The sequence below is a fragment of the Microlunatus antarcticus genome (assembly GCF_014193425.1).
In the GTDB taxonomy this organism is placed as follows: domain Bacteria; phylum Actinomycetota; class Actinomycetes; order Propionibacteriales; family Propionibacteriaceae; genus Microlunatus; species Microlunatus antarcticus.
The window spans coordinates 2,440,348-2,460,190 of record NZ_JACHZG010000001.1; the positions used below are offsets into that span (position 1 = coordinate 2,440,348).

Annotated in this window: 13 protein-coding genes; 3 read left to right on the plus strand and 10 right to left on the minus strand. The window is 71.5% G+C overall.

All coding sequences use genetic code 11. From position 1 onward, the window contains the following. Positions 1-3 precede the first annotated feature (3 nt). The 5 genes from dnaE to FHX39_RS11420 form a co-directional block, all read right to left on the minus strand. Positions 4-3,573 (minus strand): DNA polymerase III subunit alpha, encoded by a 3,570-nt coding sequence (gene dnaE / locus FHX39_RS11400; protein ID WP_183338519.1) that lies wholly within the window; start codon positions 3,571-3,573, stop codon positions 4-6. A 106-nt stretch (positions 3,574-3,679) separates the two neighbouring features. Further along, the gene (locus FHX39_RS11405; protein ID WP_183338521.1) at positions 3,680-5,377 is read right to left on the minus strand and encodes an alpha/beta hydrolase; all 1,698 of its coding nucleotides are present in this window, start codon (positions 5,375-5,377) and stop codon (positions 3,680-3,682) included. Positions 5,378-5,574: 197 nt separating this feature from the next. Then, on the minus strand, positions 5,575-7,677 hold the full coding sequence (locus FHX39_RS11410) for an ABC transporter ATP-binding protein (protein WP_183338523.1): 2,103 nt from the start codon (positions 7,675-7,677) through the stop codon (positions 5,575-5,577). Between the two features lie 25 nt (positions 7,678-7,702). Beyond that, positions 7,703-8,431 (minus strand): aspartate/glutamate racemase family protein, encoded by a 729-nt coding sequence (locus tag FHX39_RS11415; protein ID WP_332836788.1) that lies wholly within the window; start codon positions 8,429-8,431, stop codon positions 7,703-7,705. Continuing rightward, entirely contained in the window at positions 8,428-9,987 is a 1,560-nt protein-coding gene (locus FHX39_RS11420; protein WP_183338525.1) for an NCS1 family nucleobase:cation symporter-1, read from the minus strand. The genes FHX39_RS11415 and FHX39_RS11420 overlap by 4 nt, the downstream gene beginning before the upstream one ends. A 229-nt stretch (positions 9,988-10,216) precedes the next feature. Between FHX39_RS11420 and FHX39_RS11425 the strand changes: the two genes are divergently transcribed. Further along, a complete protein-coding gene (locus FHX39_RS11425; protein WP_332836789.1) occupies positions 10,217-10,747 on the plus strand; it encodes a sigma-70 family RNA polymerase sigma factor in 531 nt (176 codons plus the stop codon). Then, positions 10,747-11,415, plus strand: coding sequence for an anti-sigma factor (locus FHX39_RS11430; protein ID WP_183338529.1), 669 nt, complete (start codon positions 10,747-10,749; stop codon positions 11,413-11,415). Before FHX39_RS11425 ends, FHX39_RS11430 begins: the two co-directional genes overlap by 1 nt. Positions 11,416-11,466: 51 nt before the next feature. Here FHX39_RS11430 and FHX39_RS11435 read toward each other — a convergent pair whose 3' ends face one another. After that, positions 11,467-12,003 carry a DUF1697 domain-containing protein gene (locus FHX39_RS11435; RefSeq protein WP_183338531.1) on the minus strand — a complete coding sequence of 179 codons (537 nt, stop codon included), beginning with the start codon at positions 12,001-12,003 and terminating at the stop codon, positions 11,467-11,469. A 61-nt stretch (positions 12,004-12,064) separates the two neighbouring features. Between FHX39_RS11435 and FHX39_RS11440 the strand changes: the two genes are divergently transcribed. After that, positions 12,065-12,901, plus strand: coding sequence for a 3-methyladenine DNA glycosylase (locus tag FHX39_RS11440; RefSeq protein ID WP_183341296.1), 837 nt, complete (start codon positions 12,065-12,067; stop codon positions 12,899-12,901). A gap of 27 nt (positions 12,902-12,928) precedes the next feature. On the opposite strand, the gene FHX39_RS11445 is transcribed toward FHX39_RS11440, so the two are convergent. Genes FHX39_RS11445 through FHX39_RS11460 form a run of 4 tightly spaced genes read right to left on the minus strand, consistent with a single transcriptional unit; the run spans position 12,929 to position 19,818 of the window. After that, positions 12,929-14,308 (minus strand): nitrate/nitrite transporter, encoded by a 1,380-nt coding sequence (locus FHX39_RS11445; RefSeq protein WP_183338533.1) that lies wholly within the window; start codon positions 14,306-14,308, stop codon positions 12,929-12,931. Positions 14,309-14,357: 49 nt separating this feature from the next. Then, positions 14,358-14,699 carry a Rieske (2Fe-2S) protein gene (locus FHX39_RS11450; protein ID WP_183338535.1) on the minus strand — a complete coding sequence of 114 codons (342 nt, stop codon included), beginning with the start codon at positions 14,697-14,699 and terminating at the stop codon, positions 14,358-14,360. After that, a complete protein-coding gene (gene nirB, locus FHX39_RS11455; protein ID WP_183338537.1) occupies positions 14,696-17,233 on the minus strand; it encodes a nitrite reductase large subunit NirB in 2,538 nt (845 codons plus the stop codon). Before nirB ends, FHX39_RS11450 begins: the two co-directional genes overlap by 4 nt. Next, positions 17,233-19,818 (minus strand): molybdopterin oxidoreductase family protein, encoded by a 2,586-nt coding sequence (locus FHX39_RS11460; RefSeq protein ID WP_183338538.1) that lies wholly within the window; start codon positions 19,816-19,818, stop codon positions 17,233-17,235. Before FHX39_RS11460 ends, nirB begins: the two co-directional genes overlap by 1 nt. Positions 19,819-19,843: the final 25 nt, after the last annotated feature.

Below are 19,843 nucleotides of genomic sequence, written 5' to 3' on the forward strand. Positions count from 1 at the left end.
TGGTCAGGACGCGAGGCAGGACGGGCCGAGGAGGGCCTTGAGATCGGCCATCAGCGGGGGCGACGGGCTGACGCTCAGCCCCGAGTCGAGCCGCATCAGCGTCGAGCGGCCCGAGCTCTGCAGCCGCAGCCGCACCTCGGTGGTGCCCGGGTACTGCGCGAGCACGTCCCGCAGCTGCGCCACCACCGGCGGGGTGCAGCGGACGGCCGGCAGCGAGATGACGACGGGCCCGGTCGGGCCCTCGCTCACGTCGGGCAGGGTCAGCTCGGTGGCGTTGAGCGAGACCGCGTCGTCGTCGGACTTGATCCGGCCCTTGACCCGCACGACGACGTCCGTGGCCAGGACGGTCGACACCAGGTCGTACGCCTTGGGGAAGAGCAGGACCTCGATCGAGGCCTCGAGGTCCTCGACGGTGACGACCGCCCAGAGGTCGCCGCGCTTGGTCGTCTTGCGGTTGACGTTGGTGATCATCCCGGCGATCGTCACCTGGCCCTCGCGGGGGCCGTCGTCGCCGAGCAGCTCGCCGATGCTGATGTCGCGCTCGAGGCTCAGGATGTGCTCGAGGCCGAGCAGCGGGTGGTCGCTGACGTACAGGCCGAGCATCTCCCGCTCGAAGGCGAGCTTGGTCCGCTTGTCCCACTCCGGCAGGTCCGGCACCGTCCCGGACAGGTGCGCCGCCCCGCTGTCCGACTCGTCGAAGCCGAAGTCGAAGGAGTCCTGGCCGCGCGCCGAGTTCCGCTTGAGGTCGAGCACGCCGTCGACCGCGGACTCGTACACGCTCATCAGCGCCCTGCGGGTGTGACCCATCGAGTCGAACGCCCCGGCCTTGACCAGCGACTCGATGAGCCGCTTGTTGCAGACCACGAGGTCGGCCTGGTCCAGGAACGAGTAGAAGTCGGGCGCCTTGCCGGTCTCGGTGCGCGCCACGACGACCTTGTCCACCGCGTTGGCGCCCACGTTGCGGACCGCGGTCAGGCCGAAGCGGATGTCGCTCCCGACCGGGGTGAAGTTGGCCTCGGACTCGTTGACGTCGGGCGGCAGGACCTGGATCCCCATCCGGCGGCACTCGCCCAGGTAGATGGCCATCTTGTCCTTGTCGTCCCCGACCGAGGTCAGGAGCGCGGCCATGAACTCGGCCCGGAAGTTGGCCTTGAGGTAGGCGGTCCAGTAGGAGACGAGCCCGTACGCCGCCGTGTGCGCCTTGTTGAAGGCGTAGTCGGAGAAGGGGACGAGGACGTCCCAGAGCGCCTTGGTCGCGGCGGCGGAGTAGCCGTTCTTGGCCATGCCGGCCGAGAACGGCTTGTACTCGGCGTCGAGGATCTCCTTCTTCTTCTTGCCCATCGCGCGCCGCAGGAGGTCGGCCTGCCCGAGCGTGTAGCCGGCGACCTTCTGCGCGGTCGCCATCACCTGCTCCTGGTAGACGATCAGCCCGTGCGTCGTCCCGAGGATCTCGGAGAGCGGCTCCTCCAGCTCCGGGTGGATCGGCGTGATGTCCTGGCGGCCGTTCTTGCGCAGGGCGTAGTTCGTGTGGCTGTCCACGCCCATCGGCCCGGGGCGGTAGAGCGCGAGGACGGCGGAGATGTCCTCGAAGTTGTCCGGCCGCATCAGCCGCAGCAGCGACCGCATCGGCCCGCCGTCGAGCTGGAACACCCCGAGCGTGTCGCCGTGGCCCAGCAGCGCGTACGTCGCGGGGTCGTCGAGCATGAGGTCCTCGAGCACGAGGTCGATGCCGCGGTTGAGCTTGATGTTCTTGACCGCGTCGTCGAGCACCGTGAGGTTGCGGAGCCCGAGGAAGTCCATCTTGATCAGGCCCAGCGACTCGCACGTCGGGTAGTCGAACTGGGTGATGATCGCGCCGTCCTGCTCCCGGCGCATGATCGGGATGATGTTGATCAGCGGTTCGCTGCTCATGATCACGCCGGCGGCGTGCACGCCCCACTGGCGCTTCAGGCCCTCGAGGTCGCGGGCGGTGTCGACGACCTTCTGCACGTCGGCGTCGGACTCGTACAGCGCGCGGAACTCGCCGCCCTCGCCGTAGCGCGCGTGCTCCTTGTCGAAGAGCTTGCCCAGCGGGACGTCCTTGCCCATCACGGGCGGCGGCATCGCCTTGGTGAGGCGCTCCCCCATCCCGAACGGGTAGCCGAGCACGCGGGAGGCGTCCTTGACCGCCTGCTTGGCCTTGATCGTGCCGTAGGTGACGATCTGGCTGACCCGGTCCTCGCCGTACTTCTGCGTGACGTAGCGGATCACCTCGCCGCGGCGACGCTCGTCGAAGTCGATGTCGAAGTCGGGCATCGAGACGCGGTCCGGGTTGAGGAAGCGCTCGAAGATCAGGCCGTGCCTGAGCGGGTCGAGGTCGGTGATCCGCATAGCGTACGCGGCCATCGACCCGGCACCCGACCCACGGCCCGGGCCGACGCGGATGCCGTTCTCCTTGGCCCAGTTGATGAAGTCGGCGACGACGAGGAAGTAGCCGGCGAAGCCCATCTGGGTGATGACGCCGGTCTCGAACTCGGCCTGGCGGCGCACGTCGTCCGGGATGCCGGTCGGGTAGCGGCGCCGCAGGCCCGTCTCGACCTCCTTGATGAACCAGGACGTCTCGTCCTCCCCCGGCGGGCAGGGGAAGCGCGGCATGTAGGTGCCGCTGCCCTCGGCGTACGAGATCTCGCAGCGCTCGGCGATGGCCAGCGTGTTGTCGCAGGCCTCCGGCACCTCGGCGAACAGCGCGCGCATCTCGGCCGCGGACTTGAGGTAGTAGCCGTCGCCGTCGAACTTGAACCGGTTGGCGTCGGCCATCGTCGAGCCGGACTGGACGCAGAGCAGGACCTCGTGGGCGGCGGCCTCGGCCTGGGTCGCGTAGTGCAGGTCGTTGGTCGCGACGAGCGGCAGGTGCAGGTCCTTCGCCAGCTTGAGCAGGTCCTGGCGGACGCGGTTCTCGATGGAGAGCCCGTGGTCCATCAGCTCGACGTAGTAGCTGTCGGCGCCGAAGATGTCGCGGAACTCGGCCGCGCTCTTGACCGCCTCGTCGTACTTGCCCAGGCGCAGGTAGGTCTGGACCTCCCCCGACGGGCAGCCCGTGGTGGCGATCAGGCCCTTGCCGTAGGTGTTCAGCAGCTCGCGGTCCACGCGCGGCTTGAAGTAGTAGCCCTCGAGCGAGGCGAGCGAGCCCATCCGGAAGAGGTTGTGCAGCCCGGCGGTCGACTCCGCCCACATCGTCATGTGCGTGAAGGCACCACCACCGGAGACGTCGTCGCCGTTCGCCGCGGCCTTGGCGTCGCCCCACCGGACCCGCTTGCGCTCGCTGCGGTGGGTCTTGGGCGTGACGTACGCCTCGAGCCCCACGATCGGCTTGACGCCGGTGCCCTTGGACGCCTTGTGGAACTCGTAGGCCCCGAAGAGGTTGCCGTGGTCGGTGACGGCGATGGCCGGCATCCCCTGCTCCACGCACCCGGCGAAGAGGTCCGAGATCCGGGCGGCGCCGTCGAGCATGGAGTACTCGGAGTGCACGTGGAGGTGCACGAAGCTGTCGTTCGCCCGGGTGCTCGAGCGAGGAGAAAGGGTGCTGGTGCTCATCGGAGGACCAGCCTAAGCGCGTCCTCGGACAGCCCCGGACCACGACGCGCCCGGCCCGCCGGGAGGCGGACCGGGCGCGTCGTCCGAGGGCTGGTCAGAGCCCGTTTCAGCGCGGGAGAGCCGCCCGACGCAGGGCGGACAGCTCGGGCGAGCCGGCCCGCGCGGCCGCCCTGGCGGCCTGCTTGGCCTTGGCCGTCTTCGTGCCCGACGCCTCGGGCTCCGGCCGGGGCAGGGGCTTGCAGCTCACGTCGGCCCGCTTCCCCGACCTCCGCTTCGGCAGGTCGCCCGTCGCGAGGTAGGCGGCGATCCGGTCGTCCACGCACGCGTTGCCGTAGAGGGAGCCCGCGTGGGTGGTCCCACCGGGCTCGGCAATCAGCCGGGCCTTCGGAAACCGCTTGCGGACCTCGAGGCTGCCCGCGTACGGGGTCGCCGCGTCGAGCGTCTCGTTGACCATCAGCAGGCTCTTGACCTTCGAGCCGTCGATCTTCAGCTCCTTCTGCTGCTGGGCGGGCCAGTGCCGGCACGGCTCGTTGAACCAGGTGTTGGCCCAGGTCTCGTACGGCGCCGTGCGGAAGATGCGCCAGCTGTCGCGCTCCCACGTGCTCCACCGCTGCGGCCAGTCCTTGGTGTCGGTGCACTGGACGCCGAGGTAGACCGCGTAGCCGTTGTCGGCTTTTGGATTGTCGGGGTCGTAGCCGCTGGCGTCGAGGTACGCGGCCTCGAGGGCCTTCACGTCGCCCTTGCGGACGAAGCCGGAGAACGTCGCCGCGAGATCGGTCCAGGTCGACTGGTAGTAACCGGCGTAGAGGAACGCGTCGACCCACTCGCTGCCGCCGAGGTCGCCGCCCTCGCCCTTGACCGGGTCGCGGTACAGCTTCTCCTCGGTGCGGTAGAAGAGCGAGCGGACAGCCTTCTCGGTCGTGCCGAGGTGATAGGTGCTGTCGTGCTCGGCGATCCAGCCGAACCAGATGTCGATGTTGACGTCGAACGGCTGGTCCTGGTCGAGGTTGGCGTCGTACCAGATCTTGCGGGGGTCGACCGTGCCGTCGAAGACCACGCGGCGCAGGCGGGTCGGGTAGAGCGTTCCGTAGACCTGGCCGAGGTAGGTGCCGTACGAGAAGCCGTAGTAGTTGATCTTCTTCTGACCGAGCGCCTTGCGGATGCTCTCCATGTCCTTCGCCGAGTCGACCGTGGTCAGGTGGTCGAGGATCGGGCCGTTCTTCTTGGCGCACGCGTCGGTGTAGGCGTTGGTCTTGGCGAACCAGGCCTCGCTCAGCGCCGGGCTGGCGGGCACGTAGCGCGGCCGGTCGTAGCCCGCGAACTCGGGGTCGCACGAGACCGCGGGCTCGGAGTCGCCGACGCCGCGCGGGTCGAAGCCGATCCAGTCGTAGCCGTCGCCCGCTCCGTCCGGGACGTACTGGCCGAGCGTCACCAGCCCGAGGCCGGACCCGCCCGGGCCGCCGGGGTTGACGAGCATGACGCCCTGGTACTTCTTCGCCGTGTGGAGGACCCTCGAGACCGCGATCTTGATCTTCGTTCCGCCGGGGTGGGCGTAGTCGAGCGGCACGGTGACCTTCGCGCACTGCGCCTTGGCCTCCTTCAGCCCGTCGTCGGAGCAGGAGCCCCAGACGGGTGCCGCCGGCGTGTACGAGCCGGCCGCGGCCGAGCTGGCGGCGGCGGCCGCGGTCTTCGGGGCCGCACCGGCCACCGGTTCGGCCGCGGCGGAGGGGGCCAGCAGGGCACCCGACGCCAGCAGCGTGGCGAACGCCGCGCAGGCGGCCAGGGCGCGTGGGCGCAGGGTCATGGAACTCGCTCTCGTGAGGGGGAAGGCGGAGCGAGCACACGTTTGCACGCAGGCGCGTCGCAGCGGTGGATCCTGCGCGTCACCCGCGTGGCGCGGCGCCAGAGCCACGCTGCGCCCCGCCGGCCACTTTGCGCCCGTTGCTACGGGCGCAGAGACGCTCACGGGGCGCAATGTCGTGGCGCGGCCACGAGTCGAGATCAGACGGAGACGTCCGCCCGACGCCGGCCGCGGGTGCCGTCCTCCGGGTCGCAGAACGTGCGCCCGTCGGTGAACAGCACGCCGTCGGCGAAGCGGGCCTCGACCTGGCCGCCGCCGAACTGCTCGGCGTAGAGGCGTGCGTAGAGGCCGCCCTGGGCGAGGAGCTGGGCGTGGTTGCCCTGCTCGACCAGCTCGCCGTCCTGGAGGCCGAAGATGACGTCGGCGTTCTGGATGGTCGACAGGCGGTGGGCGATGGCGATGGTCGTCCGGCCCTGGGTCGCTCGTTCGAGCGCCTCCTGGACCAGCCGCTCGGTCTCGGTGTCGAGCGCCGAGGTCGCCTCGTCGAGGATGAGGACCCGCGGGTCCATGAGGAACACCCGGGCGATGGCCAGCCGCTGCTTCTCCCCGCCCGAGAGCCGGTAGCCGCGCTCCCCCGTGATCGTCTCGTAGCCCTCCGCGAAGCCCATGATCCGGTCGTGGATGTTGGCGTTGACCGCCGCCCGGTGGACCTCGTCCTCGCTCGCCCCGGGCCGGGCGTACGCGATGTTGTCGTAGATCGTGCCGTGGAACAGGTACGGCTCCTGCGTCACCATCCCGACGGTCTCGGCGAGCGAGTCCATGGTCAGGTCGCGGACGTCCACGCCGTCGACGAGCACGGCCCCCTCGGTGACGTCGTAGAAGCGCGGGACGAGGTAGGTCATCGTCGTCTTGCCCGAGCCCGACGGTCCGACGATCGCGGCGAGCTGGCCGGGCCGGACCTTCAGCGACAGGTGCTTCAGCGTCCAGCGCTCGGCCGCCGGCACCGCGTCGGCGACGTCGGCGGCGGGCGGGTCGTCGAGCGCGGGGTCGCGCTCCTGCCCGGCCTCGACGGCGCGCACCTCCTCGGCGGCGCGGGACGCCGCCGCCTCCCGCTCGCCAGCGAACCGCGGGCCGCGGGCGGTGGACGCGCTGAGCTCGCGGGGCTCCGGGTAGCGGAACCACACGTCGGCGAACTCGACCGACCCGCCGGCCGCCCCCGGCGGCAGGGCCCGCGCGTCGGGCCGTTCGACGACGGCGGGCTCGAGGTCGAGGTACTCGAAGATCCGGCGGAACAGGGCGAGCGAGGTCTGCACGTCGAGGCTGACCCGCATCAGCTGGATGAGCGGCATCTGCAGCCGCGCCTGCAGCGTGGTGAACGCGATGATCGTGCCCGTCGTCAGCGTCGCCGCCCCGACCGTGACGCGGCCGGTGATGATGAAGCCGGCCGCGAGGTAGATCAGCGCGGGCGTGATCGCGAAGAACGTCTGCACCAGGGCGAAGAACGCCCGCCCCGTCATGGCCTGCTCGACCTGGAGCCGCGTCTGCCGCGCGTTCTCCTCGCGGTAGCGCTGCACCTCGGAGTCGGCGCGGTTGAAGACCTTGGCCAGCAGGATGCCCGAGACCGAGAGCGACTCCTCGGTGATCGCGGTCATCTCCGAGAGCGACTCCTGCGTGCGCCGGGCCAGGCGCTGGCGCCGCCGGCCCACCCGTAGCTGCAGCCAGACGAAGAGCGGCATGAGGACGAGCGTGATGACCGTCAGCTGCCAGCTCAGCAGCACCATGGCGATGAACGCCGAGATGACCGTGACGGAGTTCTGCACGATGGTCGTCGCGGTGTCGGTGAGGACGGTCCGCACGGCGCTCACGTCGTTCGCCAGCCGGGACTGGATCGCCCCGGTCTTGGTCGCGGTGAAGAAGGCGAGCTCCATCTTCTGCAGGTGCGCGAAGAGGTCGCTGCGCAGGTCGGCCATGGCCGAGTTCCCGATGGTGCTGGTGAGCAGGTTCTGCCCGATGCCGATCAGCGCGGTCGCGACCGGGATGACGCACAGCCCGGCGACGAGCCAGCCGAGCAGGTGGAAGTCGGCCGGGCTCCCGTCCGTCGGGAAGAGCGCGTCGTCGAAGACGGCCTTGGTCAGGAACGGTGCCGCCACGCCGAGCAGCGCGGCCACGACCACGGCCAGCACGACCAGGAGCATCTTGCGGCTGTACGGGGCCAGCAGGCGCGCGATCCGCCGCAGCGTCGTCGACGAACCGTCGGCCGCCGCGTCCTGCGCCACGTCCCGCGGCGGCACCGTCGTGGTCATGGGCCGAGCCTAGGCGAGCACGCGGTTACCGGTACTCCTTGGGCAGCGGGGGCGCGTACTCGCTGCGGGTGCTGGTGCGCAGGCCGAGCTTGACCATCGACTCGACCAGCAGGACACCCGCGCTCACGCCGTCGATCACCGGGACGCCGACCTGCTCGGACACGTCGTGGCAGAAGTCGGCCATGCCGGCGCAGCCGAGCACCACCGAGTCGGCCTCGTCGTGCTCGACCGCGCGGCGGCAGTAGTCGATGACGAGCTTGCGGGCGTCCGAGGCCGGGTCGTCCAGCTCGAGCACCGGGACCTCGCAGGCGTAGATGCTGCGGCAGTGGCCCGCGAAGCCGTAGCGCTGCACGAGGTGCTCGGCCTGCCCCATCGTCCGGGCCAGCGTCGTCACGACGCTGAACGAGCGGCCGAGCATCGTGGCCAGGTGGAACCCCGCCTCCGCGATCCCGACCACCGGGCCCGACGCGATCTCCCGCGCCGCGTCCAGGCCCGGGTCGCCGAAGCAGGCGATGACGAAGCCGTCGACCCCGTCCGCCTCCGCCGCGGCGATCTCGGCCAGCAAGCCGGGAACGGCCATCGCCTCGTCGTAGTGGCTCTCGATCGAGGCGGGGCCGTGGGCGTTGGTGATCGAGACGACCTCGGTCGAGACGTCGACCACGCTGCGCGCGGCCTCGGCGATGCTCGCGGTCATCGACTCCGTGGTGTTCGGGTTGATGACCGCGATCCGCCGCCGTACGCCCGCCGCGGTCACTGGCCGACCCCGGACGTGGCCACCTCGAGGTCACGGTCGAGGTGCGCGATGCGCGGGTTGGCCCGCTCGAGGAGCGTGAAGGCGACTAAGCCGAGCCCGCAGCCGACGAACCAGCTGAAGTCGCCGGCGTGCGACAGGATCGCGCTGGACGAGTCGGCCCAGACCACGCCCCCGACCAGCACGAGGACGATGGCCGGGACACCACCGATCAGGACCGAGGCGACCGCGTTCGGGTTGTAGCCGTTGCGGAACCAGTAGCGCTTCGTCGTGTCCATCGAGTACATGTCGTCGACCCAGACCCGCTGCTTGCTGACCACGTAGTAGCCCGAGATCAGGATGCCGAAGAGCGGGCCGATCAGCGCCCCGAGGATGCCGAGGGTGAAGAGGATGCCCTCGTCGGAGTTGTACCAGTTCCACGGGGTCAGGAGCACGGAGCCGACGGCGGCGATCATGCCGCCCATCCGCCAGCTGATCCGCTTCGGGTTGACGTTGGAGAAGTCGAACGCCGGGGAGATGAAGTTCGCGACGATGTTGATGCCGACGGTGGCGATGACGAAGGTGAGGCCGCCGAGCAGGATGGCGAAGGCCGAGTCGATGCGCTGCACGGTCTCGATCGGGTCCGTGATCATCTCGCCGAAGACCGGGACCGTGGCCGAGGCGGTGACGACGGTGAGGATCGAGAAGAACAGGAAGTTCAGCGGCAGCCCGAGCCAGTTGCCCTTGCGCACCGCCTTGAACGACCGGGCGTAGCGGGAGAAGTCGCCGAAGTTCAGCATCGGGCCCGAGAAGTACGAGACCACCGCCGCGGTCGCCGCGATCATCACCGGGATCGACGCCGCAAGGCTCAGCCGGTCGGAGGACAGGTTGAGGCTGATGTTCCCGATGCCGGCCTTGCTCACCAGGTAGACGCAGAGGGCGATCATGACCACGTACACGGCGGGCCCGGCGAAGTCGATGAACTTCTTGATCGCCTCCATGCCGCGCCAGAACACGGCGGCCTGGGCGACCCACAGGATCGCGTAGCAGAGGTAGCCGAGCGGCGAGAGCCCGAGGAACGTCGTCCCGTTCAGCGCCGCCGAGAAGCCGGGCGCGAACTTGAGGAAGATGATCATCAGCGACGTCGCCGCCAGGTAGGTCTGCACCCCGTACCAGGCGATGGCGATGCAGCCGCGGATGATGGCCGGGATGTTCGCGCCCCGGACGCCGAAGACCGCCCGGTTGATCACCGGGTAGGGCACGCCGGTGATCTGGCTGGGCTTGGCGACCAGGTTGCAGAAGACCATGACGATCCCGATGCCGACCACCAGCGCGACGAGCACCTGCCAGGCGGCGATGCCGAGGCTGAAGAGCGCGCCCGCGGTGACGTAGCCGCCGACGCTGTGCACGTCGGACATCCAGAACGCGAAGATGTTGTACGAGGACCAGGTCTGCTTCTTCAGCGGCGCGAGGTCCGTGTTCGCGAGCCGGTCGTCGTACTCCGGCTTGACCAGGCCGTCGCCACCGGGGTGACCGGCGGACTCCAGGACGTCGTGGTGCGCAGGTGCGGTGTCGGTCATGAGGGGCTCCCGAGGGCAAGAGGTGGCGTGCTCGCCACGCTAGGGACGCCGAGAGCCGCGCTGGTTTCGTCGCGGTTACGAATGAATGCGCTCGTATGTCGGCACCCGCGACCACGTCCTGCTTCGATCGGACCGCCTCCGGCGTGGACCGCTCCGAATCGAGATGAACGCGGCGGCTCCGGTCGGCGTAGGGATAGCGACCGGGGGAACGCGGAAGGAGCAGGGTTGCGTGGCGCACACCGAGGACCTGTCCGACGACGTCGGCCTGCGGGCCGCGTACGCCGCCCACGGCTCGGAGCTCTACCGCTTCGTCCTGCGGGGTCTCGGTGACCCCGGCCTGGCGCAGGACGCCGTGCAGGAGACGTTCCTGCGGGCGTGGCAGGCGGCGCACCGCTACGACCCGGCCCTCGCCAGCGTGCGGGTCTGGCTCTTCGCCATCGCCCGCAACGTCATGCTCGACGTCCACCGCCGCCGCAGCCGTCCGTCGTGGGCCCACGCGATGGAGCAGGGCGGGCTGGAGGCCAGGCTGGACCCCGTGGACGACCCGACCGAGCACGTCCTGGCCCGCGCCGTCGTCGGCACGGCGCTGCGCGAGCTCAGCCCCGAGCACCGGGAGGTGATCGTGGAGACCTACCTGCGGGGGCGCTCGTACGACGAGCTGGCCGCAGAATCGGGCGTGCCGGCCGGCACGCTCCGCAGCCGGATGTTCTACGCCCTCAAGGCCCTGCGCACGACGATGACGAGGATGGGGGTGGAGTGATGGGACCCGATCAGCACCGGCAGGAGCGCGAGCTGCTGGGTGCGTACGCGCTGGGCCAGCTCGACGCGGCCGACCGGGCCCGGGTGCAGGAGCACCTGGCCGGGTGCGCGGACTGCCGCGCCGAGCTGGCGTCGCTGGACACGGTCGCCGCCGCTCTGCGCGGCCTCGACCCGGACACGCTGGCTCCCCTCGACGCCGCGCCGCCCGCCGGGCTGGCCGACGACATCTTCGCGACGGTCGGGGCGCGCCGCCGGGCCGCGGCGCGACGTTCCCGGGTGCGGCGCGTCCTGGCCGGGGGGCTCGTCGCCGCCGGCCTCGTCGGGGCCTTCGCGCTGGGCGGGCGCACGCTCGGGACGCCCGACGCGCCGCCCGTCGTCGCCGTCAGCCTGCGGGTGCTGCCGGCCGCGGTCGAGGCGCAGGCGGGCCTCGTGCGCCACACCTGGGGCACCGAGCTCGACCTCCAGGCGAGCGGGCTCGCGGACGGCGGGACCTACACCGTCGTGTTCCTCACGCGGGACGGCACCCGGGTGCCCGCGGGCAGCTTCCTCGGCACCGGGTCCCAGCCCCTGCACTGCTCGGTGAACGCGGCGGTGAGCCTCGACGCGACGGCCGAGGTCCAGGTCACCGACGACCGGGGCGCGCTGGTGATGGACGCGTCCGTCGGCTGAGCCCGTCCGGCTGGCCCGGCCGTGCGGGTCCGGGCCAGCCGGGACGAGGACTCAGCCCGCTCTGGTCCGGATCTTGGCGACGACCCGGGTGACCGTGCCCAACGTCCGGGTCGTGGCGCTCACGCCGACGGTCCGGATGAAGCCCGTCGCCAGCCGGCTGCCGGCGATGCCGTCGCCGTAGAGCACCCACACCTCGCGGTCCGCGACGACGAACGGCTCCGCGTCGGTGGCGACCGCTGCGATCCGCCCCTCCAGCCCGTAGGGCGCCGGACCGGTCAGGAACGCGACCGTCACCCGGCTCGGGGACCCCTCCGGGAACGGGTTCTCCCCGAGCAGGGCCGCCAGCTCGTCCGCCGACCGGACGGTGACGTCGATCCGCGTCCCGTACTCCCGCTCGAGCGCGTCGGCGACCTCGCGCTCCACGGTCGCCGCCGCCCTCGGCGTGGTCAGCACGAGGTTCCCGCTGTTCACCCAGGTCCACACGTCGTCGTACCCCAGGCCCCGAGCCAGCTCGGCCAACCGCGGCATGGCCACCGCCCGGTGCGGACCCAGGTTCACCCCGCGGAGGAGGGCGACGTACGTGGTCACGCGCTCATCCTGCCCGTTCCCGCTCTCCGGCCCCCGCCACTAGCCTCGGCGGGTGCAGACGATGGAGCGGGCGGACTGGGAGCCCCGGGCCGCCGCGCACGCGGCCCGGGTCGACGCCCTCGTCGCCCCTCACATGGCCCGCCGCGCCAGCGGGGTCGCTCACCCCGTCCACGACTTCCTGTTCACCTACTACTCCCAGCGCCCGGGTCAGCTGCGCCGCTGGCACCCGGGGTGGGGCACCCGCCTGCTCGACGCGGCGGACCACGACCGGCTCAAGGGGTACGCCGACGGCACGGTCACGCACGACCACGTCGCCGCGCAGCGCCCGCTCGTGGAGTCGGTGCACCGACTGCTCTCCGCGACGGCGTCCCGGCCCGCGCACCTGGGCTGCTTCGGGATGCACGAGTGGGCGATGGTCTACCGGCTCGGGCCGGACGACACCCGGCACGCCGCCTGGCCGCTGCGGCTCGGGCCCGCGGGCACCGACACGGTCGTGGAGTCGCACCGGATCACCTGCTCGCACTTCGACGCGTACCGCTTCTTCACGCCTCCGGCGCGCGGGCTCAACGTGCTGCGCCCCACCGCGGGCGACCGGGCCGAGCACGAGCAGCCGGGCTGCCTGCACGCCGGGATGGACCTCTACAAGCACGCCTTCCGGCTGACCCCGATGATCGCCAGCGAGCTGGTCGCCGACTGCTTCGAGCTCGCCCGCGACATCCGCCTGGTCGACATGCGCGCGGCACCGTACGACCTCACGTCCCTCGGGGTCGAGCCGCTGGCGGTGGAGACGGCGACGGGCAAGGCGGAGTACGCCGCCGCTCAGCGCGGGTTCGCCGAGCGGGGCGCCCCGCTGCGGGCGCGGCTGGTCGAGGCGTGCGAGCGGCTGCTCGCGGTCTGACCTGCGCGGTGCGGGTCGAGGCCGGCCTCAGACGCCCACGAGCCGGCCGGGGCGGTTGCGGATGAACACGGCCCAGGTCACGACGACGCAGATCGCGTAGAAGGCGATGAACGTGACGTACGCACCGTCGCCGTTCTTGAGGGTGAGGAACGACTGGCGGAAGGCGAGGTTCACCAGCACACCCCCGAAGGCGCCGATCGCGCCGGCGAGCCCGATGAGGGCTCCGGAACGGCGCCGGGCCTGCGTGTCCGCGGCCTCGCGGCTCGTGCCGTCGGCCACGGCGGTGTCGGCCTTGGCGTGGAAGATCGCGGGGATCATCTTGTAGACCGAGCCGTTGCCGATCCCGCTGAAGACGAAGAGGATCACGAAGCCGGTGATGAAGACCGGCAGCGAGTTCGCGCGCGACGCGAGCAGCACGATCACGGCACCGACGGCCATGATCACGAAGTTGACGCAGCTGACGCGCGACCCCTGGTAGCGGTCGGCGAGGCGGCCGCCGATCGGGCGGACGAGCGAGCCGAGCAGCGGACCCAGGAACGTCAGCGCCGCCGCCTTGACCGGCACCGGGAACTGCTCCGGGAACTGCACGAGCAGGACCTGACCGAAGGCGAAGCCGAAGCCGATGAACGAGCCGAACGTGCCGATGTAGAGCAGCGCGACGATCCAGGTCTCGCGGTGGCGCGTGACCTCGCGGATCGCGCCCTTCGCGTTCGAGTTCTGCGTCAGGTTGTCCATGGTCAGCGCCGCGCCGAGCGCGGCCAGCACGATCAGCGGGATGTAGACGGCGACCAGCACCCGCGGGTGCGTCACCCCGACGGTGGCCAGCACGAGCAGGCCGACGAGCTGGACGACCGGGACGCCGAGGTTGCCGCCGCCCGCGTTGATGCCGAGGGCCCAGCCCTTCAGCCGGGAGGGGTAGTACGCGTTGATGTTCGTCATCGACGAGGCGAAGTTGCCGCCGCCGACGCCGGCGAGGAGCGAGACCAGGAGCAGGGTGCCGAACGAGACCCCGGGCTTCAGCACGATCGCGATGGCGATCGTCGGGATCAGCAGCATCAGCGCGGCGACGATCGTCCAGTTCCGCCCGCCGAACGTGCCGACCGCGAACGTGTACGGGATCCGCAGCGCGGCCCCCACGAGCGTGGGCAGCGCGGTGAGGAGGAACTTCTGCGCCGGGTCGAAGCCGTAGGCCGGCCCCAGGAACAGCACGAGCACCGACCACAGGCTCCAGACCGAGAAGCCGATGTGCTCGCTGATCACCGAGAAGATCAGGTTGCGCTTCGCGACCCGCTGGCCGGTGGACGCCCAGAAGGCCTCGTCCTCGGGGCGCCAGTCGTCGATCCAGCGGCCGCCGAGCTGCTTCTGCGCCGCGCTGCTGAGGTGGGTGGTGGAGAGGTCGGTCGACATGAGTTCTTCCCGAGGGTCGGAGGGGCGGGGCGGAGACGGGCGGGCGGGGTCAGACGGTGACGACGAGCTCGGCGCCGTCGAGGCGGACGTCGAACCGCTCGAGGGGGGCGGCTCCGGTGGTCGAGCACCCCGTGTCGAGGTCGAACGCGTTGAGGTGCAGCGGGCAGAGGACGACCTCGGAGTCGGTCTGCCCGTCGGCGATCGGGCCGCCGCGGTGGGGGCACACCGCCGACAGCGCGCGGACCCGGCCGTCGCGGATCCGGAACACGGCCACCTGCCGGCCGGCGACGTCGAAGGCGCGGCCCTCGCCGTACGGGATCTGGTCGACCGGACCCAGCCGGTGCTCGACGCCCGACCCGACCTCCGGAGCGACCTCGACGGACGCGCTCACCAGGCACCGCCCAGCAGCTCGGTCGCCCGGTCGGCCGGCACGTGGGGCAGGACCTCGAGCGGCAGAGCCGTCCGGAACTGCCCCGGCGTCAACGGCTCCCGCCCCTGCGTCCACGGGTCGACGTGGGTGTCGGCGTGGAGCTGGACGGCCGCGTCGAGACGTTCGGCGATGCCCTCGGAGTCCTCGACCACCACGGCGCGGATGTGCTCGACCCCGACGCGCGGGACCCAGGCGTAGGTGCGCTCGAGCCAGTTCGCGCTCTCGCGGTAGTACTGCAGGAAGCGGCCCGTGATCGTCTTCGCCTCGTCGGCGGTGTCGACCGTGCACAGCAGGTCGCCCTTGCGGATGTGCGCGCCGGCGGCGCCGCCGACGTAGATCTCCCAGCGCCCGCCCTCGATGGCGACGATGCCGACGTCCTTGCAGAGCGACTCGGCGCAGTTGCGGGGGCAGCCCGAGACCGCGAGCTTCATCTTGGCCGGCGACTCCATGCCCTGCATGCGGGTCTCGAGCTCGACCCCGAGCCGGGTGGAGTCCCCGGTGCCGAAGCGGCAGAACTCCTGCCCGACGCAGGTCTTGACCGTCCGGAACGACTTGCCGTACGCGTACCCCGACGGCATGTCCAGGTCGGCCCAGACGCCGGGCAGGTCCTCCTTCTTGATCCCCAGGAGGTCGATCCGCTGCCCGCCCGTGAGCTTGACCATCGGCACCGCGTACTTGTCGGCGACGTCGGCGATCCGGCGCAGCTGCGCGGCCGTGGTGACGCCCCCGCGCATCTGCGGGACGACGGAGAAGGTGCCGTCGCGCTGGATGTTGGCGTTGACGCGGTCGTTGATGAAGCGGGAGTCGTTCTCCTCGACGTAGTCCTCGCCCCACATCATCTTGAGCAGCGAGGCCAGCCCCATCTTCGACCGCGCGTCCTCGCCGTCGGGCGCGAGCGCGGCGAACACGGCCGACGGGGTCATCAGCCGGCGCTCCCGGATGATCTCCATGAGCGGCGCCTTGCCCATGGGGATGCCGGGCACGTAGTAGCCGGCCGCCGGGTCCTCCTCCACCGCGCCGCCCGCGGCGTGCTCGACCAGCTGCGCGACCAGGCCCTTGCAGGTGCCGCACCCCTTGCCGGCGCGCGTCTTGTCCATGACGCCCGACACCGTCTTGCAGCCGGCACCGACGCAGTCGACGATCGCCTTCTTGGAGACGCCGTTGCAGTTGCAGACCTGCGCGTCGTCGGCGAGCTCGGCGACGCCGACCTCCTCGCTCGGCCCGCCGAGGTCGAACATCAGCTCCACCCGGTGCTCGGGCAGCGGTAGTCCGCGGTCGAACGCCTGCTGCAGGAACGCGACCTTGGAGCTGTCGCCGAGCAGCGTCGCGCCGACGATCTTGTCGTCGCGGATGACGATCGACTTGAACACACCGCGCTTCGGCTCGGAGAAGACGATGTGCTCGTCGGTCTCCCGCTCGGGCGACGTCAGGCCCATCGAGGCGACGTCGACCCCGGCGACCTTGAGCTTGGTCGCGGTCCGCGAGCCGAGGTACGCCGCCGTCGGGTCGGCCCCGGTGATCTGGTCGGCCAGCACGACCGCCTGCTCCCAGAGGGGAGCGACGAGCCCGTAGACCTCGCCGCGGTGCTGCACGCACTCCCCCACGGCGTAGATGTCGTCCTCGTCGAGCACCCGCATCGCGTCGTCGACGACGATGGCCCGCTCGACGGTCAGCCCGCTGACCAGCGCGACCTCGGTGTTCGGCCGGATCCCGGCGGCGACGACGACCAGGTCGCACTCGATCTCGGCGCCGTCCTTGAGCCGCAGGCCGCGGACCTTGTCCGGGCCCCAGATCGCGGTGCTGCGGTTGCCGCAGACGACATGGATGCCCAGGGCCTCCATGCTCTGGCGCAGGATCTCGCCACCCTCGGGCCCGAGCTGGGCGTTCATCAGGTGCGCCGGCGAGTGCACGACGGTGACGTCGAGCCCGTAGTGCTGCAGCCCGCGGGCCGCCTCGAGCCCGAGCAGCCCGCCGCCGATCACGACCGCGCGGTGGTGCTCGTCGTGCGTGGCGTGCTCGATCATCGCGCGGGTGTCGTCGATCGTCCGGAAGGCGAAGACGCCGGGCAGGGTCGTGCCGTCCGGGCGGCGCAGCCCGTCCATCGGCGGCATGAACGACCGGCTCCCGGTCGCGATGATCAGCTCGTCGTACGGCTCCGTCCGCCCGTCGTCGGTGATCACCACCTTGGCGTGCCGGTCGATCCGGTCGACCCGGACGCCGCGGTGCAGCGCGATGTCGTTCTCGACGTACCACTCGAGTGAGTTGAGGTAGATGTCCTCGTGGCTCTCCTCGCCCGACAGGACGTGGCTGAGCATGATGCGGTTGTAGTTGCCGTACGGTTCGTCGCCGAACATCGTGATCGCGAACTGCTCCGCCCCGCCGCGGGCGAGGATCTCCTCGACCGCCCGGGCACCGGCCATGCCGTTGCCGATGACCACGAGGCGTCGCTTCTGGCCCTTCGACAGGCTCAAAGAACGTTCCTCGACCGCCGTCATCAGTGCTCCACCAGACCCAGGTCGACCACGAGGGTGCCGCTGGTCCCCTCCGGCGCGAGGAGCCGGAGCTCGACCACCGACCCCCCGTCGATGTCCTCGACCACGCGCAGCGGCACGTGGACGTCGGCCTTGGCGCCGATCGGGAAGTAGCGCATGGCCACGCCGTCGCGCATGAGCACGAGGCTCACCAGCTCGTCGCTGGAGTTCCCTCCGCGGAAGTACAGCGCTTGGCTCACCACGCCCTCGGGCACGACGTGGGTCAGCTCGGGCGAGATCGGGGCGGGCTTGTCCATCCCGGCGCCCTCGAAGGGGAAGACGCCTTGCAGGAAACGGTTCTGGGCGAGCATCGGGACGTCCTTACGTCGGCTGGGCTGGAGTCGTTGGTTGAGCGTCGGCGCGGTCGGCGCCGAGAGCACGGTGTGAGCGGGGGGACGAGCGAGGAGCTCGTCGTCGTCGGGCGCGCCGAGCCGGGAGACGGCGACCGCGCAGACCTTGAAGGCCGGCATCTTCGACTGCGGGTCGAGCGCGGGGTTCGTCAACGCGTTCGCCGCGGAGGCGCCGCCCCAGTGGAAGGGCACGAACACGGTGTCGGCGCGGATGTCCTCGCTGACCTGCGCCCGGAACGTGGCCGCCCCGCGCCGGGTCGAGAGCAGCACGACGTCGTGGTGCCCGATCTGCAGCCGGCGGGCGAGGTCGGGGTGCAGCTGCACCTCGGGCTGGGCGGACGACTGGCTGGGGGCCGGCACCCGCCGGGTCTGGGTGCCGCTCTGGTACTGCGCCATCAACCGGCCGGTCGTCAGCAGGTACGGGTAGTCCGCGTCGGGTGTCTCGGCCGCCTCGGTGTGCTCGACCCGTCGGAACAGCGCCCGGCCGTCCGGGGTCGGGAACGTCTCGGCGAAGAGCCGTGGGGTGCCGGGGTGGGGTGCGCCGCCGTCCGCCGTCGTGTCGGGGCAGGGCCAGAACACCCCCTGCTCGGCGTCGATCCGGGCGTGGGTGATGCCCGAGTAGTCGGCCAGACCGCCGGCGCTGGCCCGGCGCAGCTCGGCGAACACGACGTCCGGGTCGGCGGAGAAGTACCGCCCCCGGTCCAGCCGCTCGGCCAGCTCCTTCATCACCCAGAGGTCGTCGTGCACGCCCTCGGGCGGCGGGAGGGCCTGCCGGCGCCGGATCACCCGGCCCTCGAGGTTGGTCATCGTGCCCGACTCCTCGGCCCACTGCGCCGTCGGCAGCACGACGTCGGCGAGCTCGGCGGTCTCGGACAGGAAGAGGTCGGAGACCACGAAGAAGTCCAGTGCGGCGATCCGGGCCGCGACCCGGTTGACGTCGGGCGCCGAGACGACCAGGTTCGACGCCATCAGGACCAGCGCCCGGACCCCGCCCTCGGTCCCCATCCGGTCGAGCATCTCGAAGGCCGAGAGCCCCGGCCGCGGCAGCTCGTCGGGGTCGATCCCCCACACCGCGGCGACGTGCGCGCGGTCGGCCGCGTCGGCGAGCTTGCGGTAGCCGGGCAGCTGGTCGGCCTTCTGGCCGTGCTCGCGCCCGCCCTGGCCGTTGCCCTGGCCGGTCACGGTGCCGTAGCCGGAGAACGGCTTGCCGGGCAGCCCGAGCGCGAGGGCCAGGTTGATCCAGGCGGTCGCGGTCGCGGTGCCGTTGCTGTGCTGCTCGGCCCCGCGGGCGGTGAGGATCATCGCGCTCTCGGCGGTCAGCGCGTCCAGGGTCTGCTGCAGCTGCGCCGTCGGCACCCCGGTGATCCGCTCGACGCGATCGGGCCAGTACGACGCCACGCCGGCCCGGACGGCGGCGAAGCCCCGCGTACGGCGGGCGACGTAGGTCTCGTCCACCGCGCCCTGCTTGACCGCGAGGTGCAGCAGCCCGTTGGCCAGGGCCAGGTCGGTGCCCGGCAGCGGCGCGAGGTGCAGCGTGGAGCCGGCGGCCGTGGCGGTCCGGCGCGGGTCGACCACGACGTGCGTGGCACCGGCAGCCCGGCCGGCGTCGAGGTGCTGCATCGCCGGCGGCATCGTGGCCGCCGGATTGGAGCCGACGAGCAGCACCGTACGGGCGCGGGCGACGTCGGCCAGCGGGAACGGGAGGCCGCGGTCGATCCCGAACGCCAGGTTCGACGCGGTCGCGGCCGACGACATGCAGAAGCGGCCGTTGTAGTCGATCATCGACGTCCGCAGCGCGACCCGGGCGAACTTGCCGAACGCGTACGCCTTCTCGTTCGTGAGCCCGCCGCCGCCGAAGCAGCCCACGGCGTCGCGCCCGTACGTCCCCTGCGCGACGGTGATCCCGTCCACGACCTGGCCGAGCGCCTCGTCCCAGGTCGCGGGGCGGAACGGGCTGGTCCGGTCACCCCGCACCGTGCGCACCAGCGGGGTCAGCAGCCGCTGCGGGTGGTCGAGCAGGGAGGTGGCCGTCCAGCCCTTGGAGCACAGCCCGCCGAGGTTCGTCGGGAAGTCGCTCTGCGGCTCGAGGGCCAGCGGCCCGGGCAGCCCCGGCACGGTCGGGCGCAGCTCGATGCCGCACTGCAGCGAGCAGTACGGGCAGTGCGTCAGGGTGGCCCCGGACGTGGGCGGCGCGCTCACGCCTTCATGGTTGGGCAGGGCTGTC

Coding starts and splice junctions, on each gene's coding strand:
- dnaE (WP_183338519.1), bottom strand. CDS start 3,573: ATGAGCACCAGCACCCTTTCTCCTCGCTCGAGCACCCGGGCGAACGAC.
- FHX39_RS11405 (WP_183338521.1), bottom strand. CDS start 5,377: ATGACCCTGCGCCCACGCGCCCTGGCCGCCTGCGCGGCGTTCGCCACG.
- FHX39_RS11410 (WP_183338523.1), bottom strand. CDS start 7,677: ATGACCACGACGGTGCCGCCGCGGGACGTGGCGCAGGACGCGGCGGCC.
- FHX39_RS11420 (WP_183338525.1), bottom strand. CDS start 9,987: ATGACCGACACCGCACCTGCGCACCACGACGTCCTGGAGTCCGCCGGT.
- FHX39_RS11430 (WP_183338529.1), top strand. CDS start 10,747: ATGGGACCCGATCAGCACCGGCAGGAGCGCGAGCTGCTGGGTGCGTAC.
- FHX39_RS11440 (WP_183341296.1), top strand. CDS start 12,065: ATGGAGCGGGCGGACTGGGAGCCCCGGGCCGCCGCGCACGCGGCCCGG.
- FHX39_RS11445 (WP_183338533.1), bottom strand. CDS start 14,308: ATGTCGACCGACCTCTCCACCACCCACCTCAGCAGCGCGGCGCAGAAG.
- nirB (WP_183338537.1), bottom strand. CDS start 17,233: ATGACGGCGGTCGAGGAACGTTCTTTGAGCCTGTCGAAGGGCCAGAAG.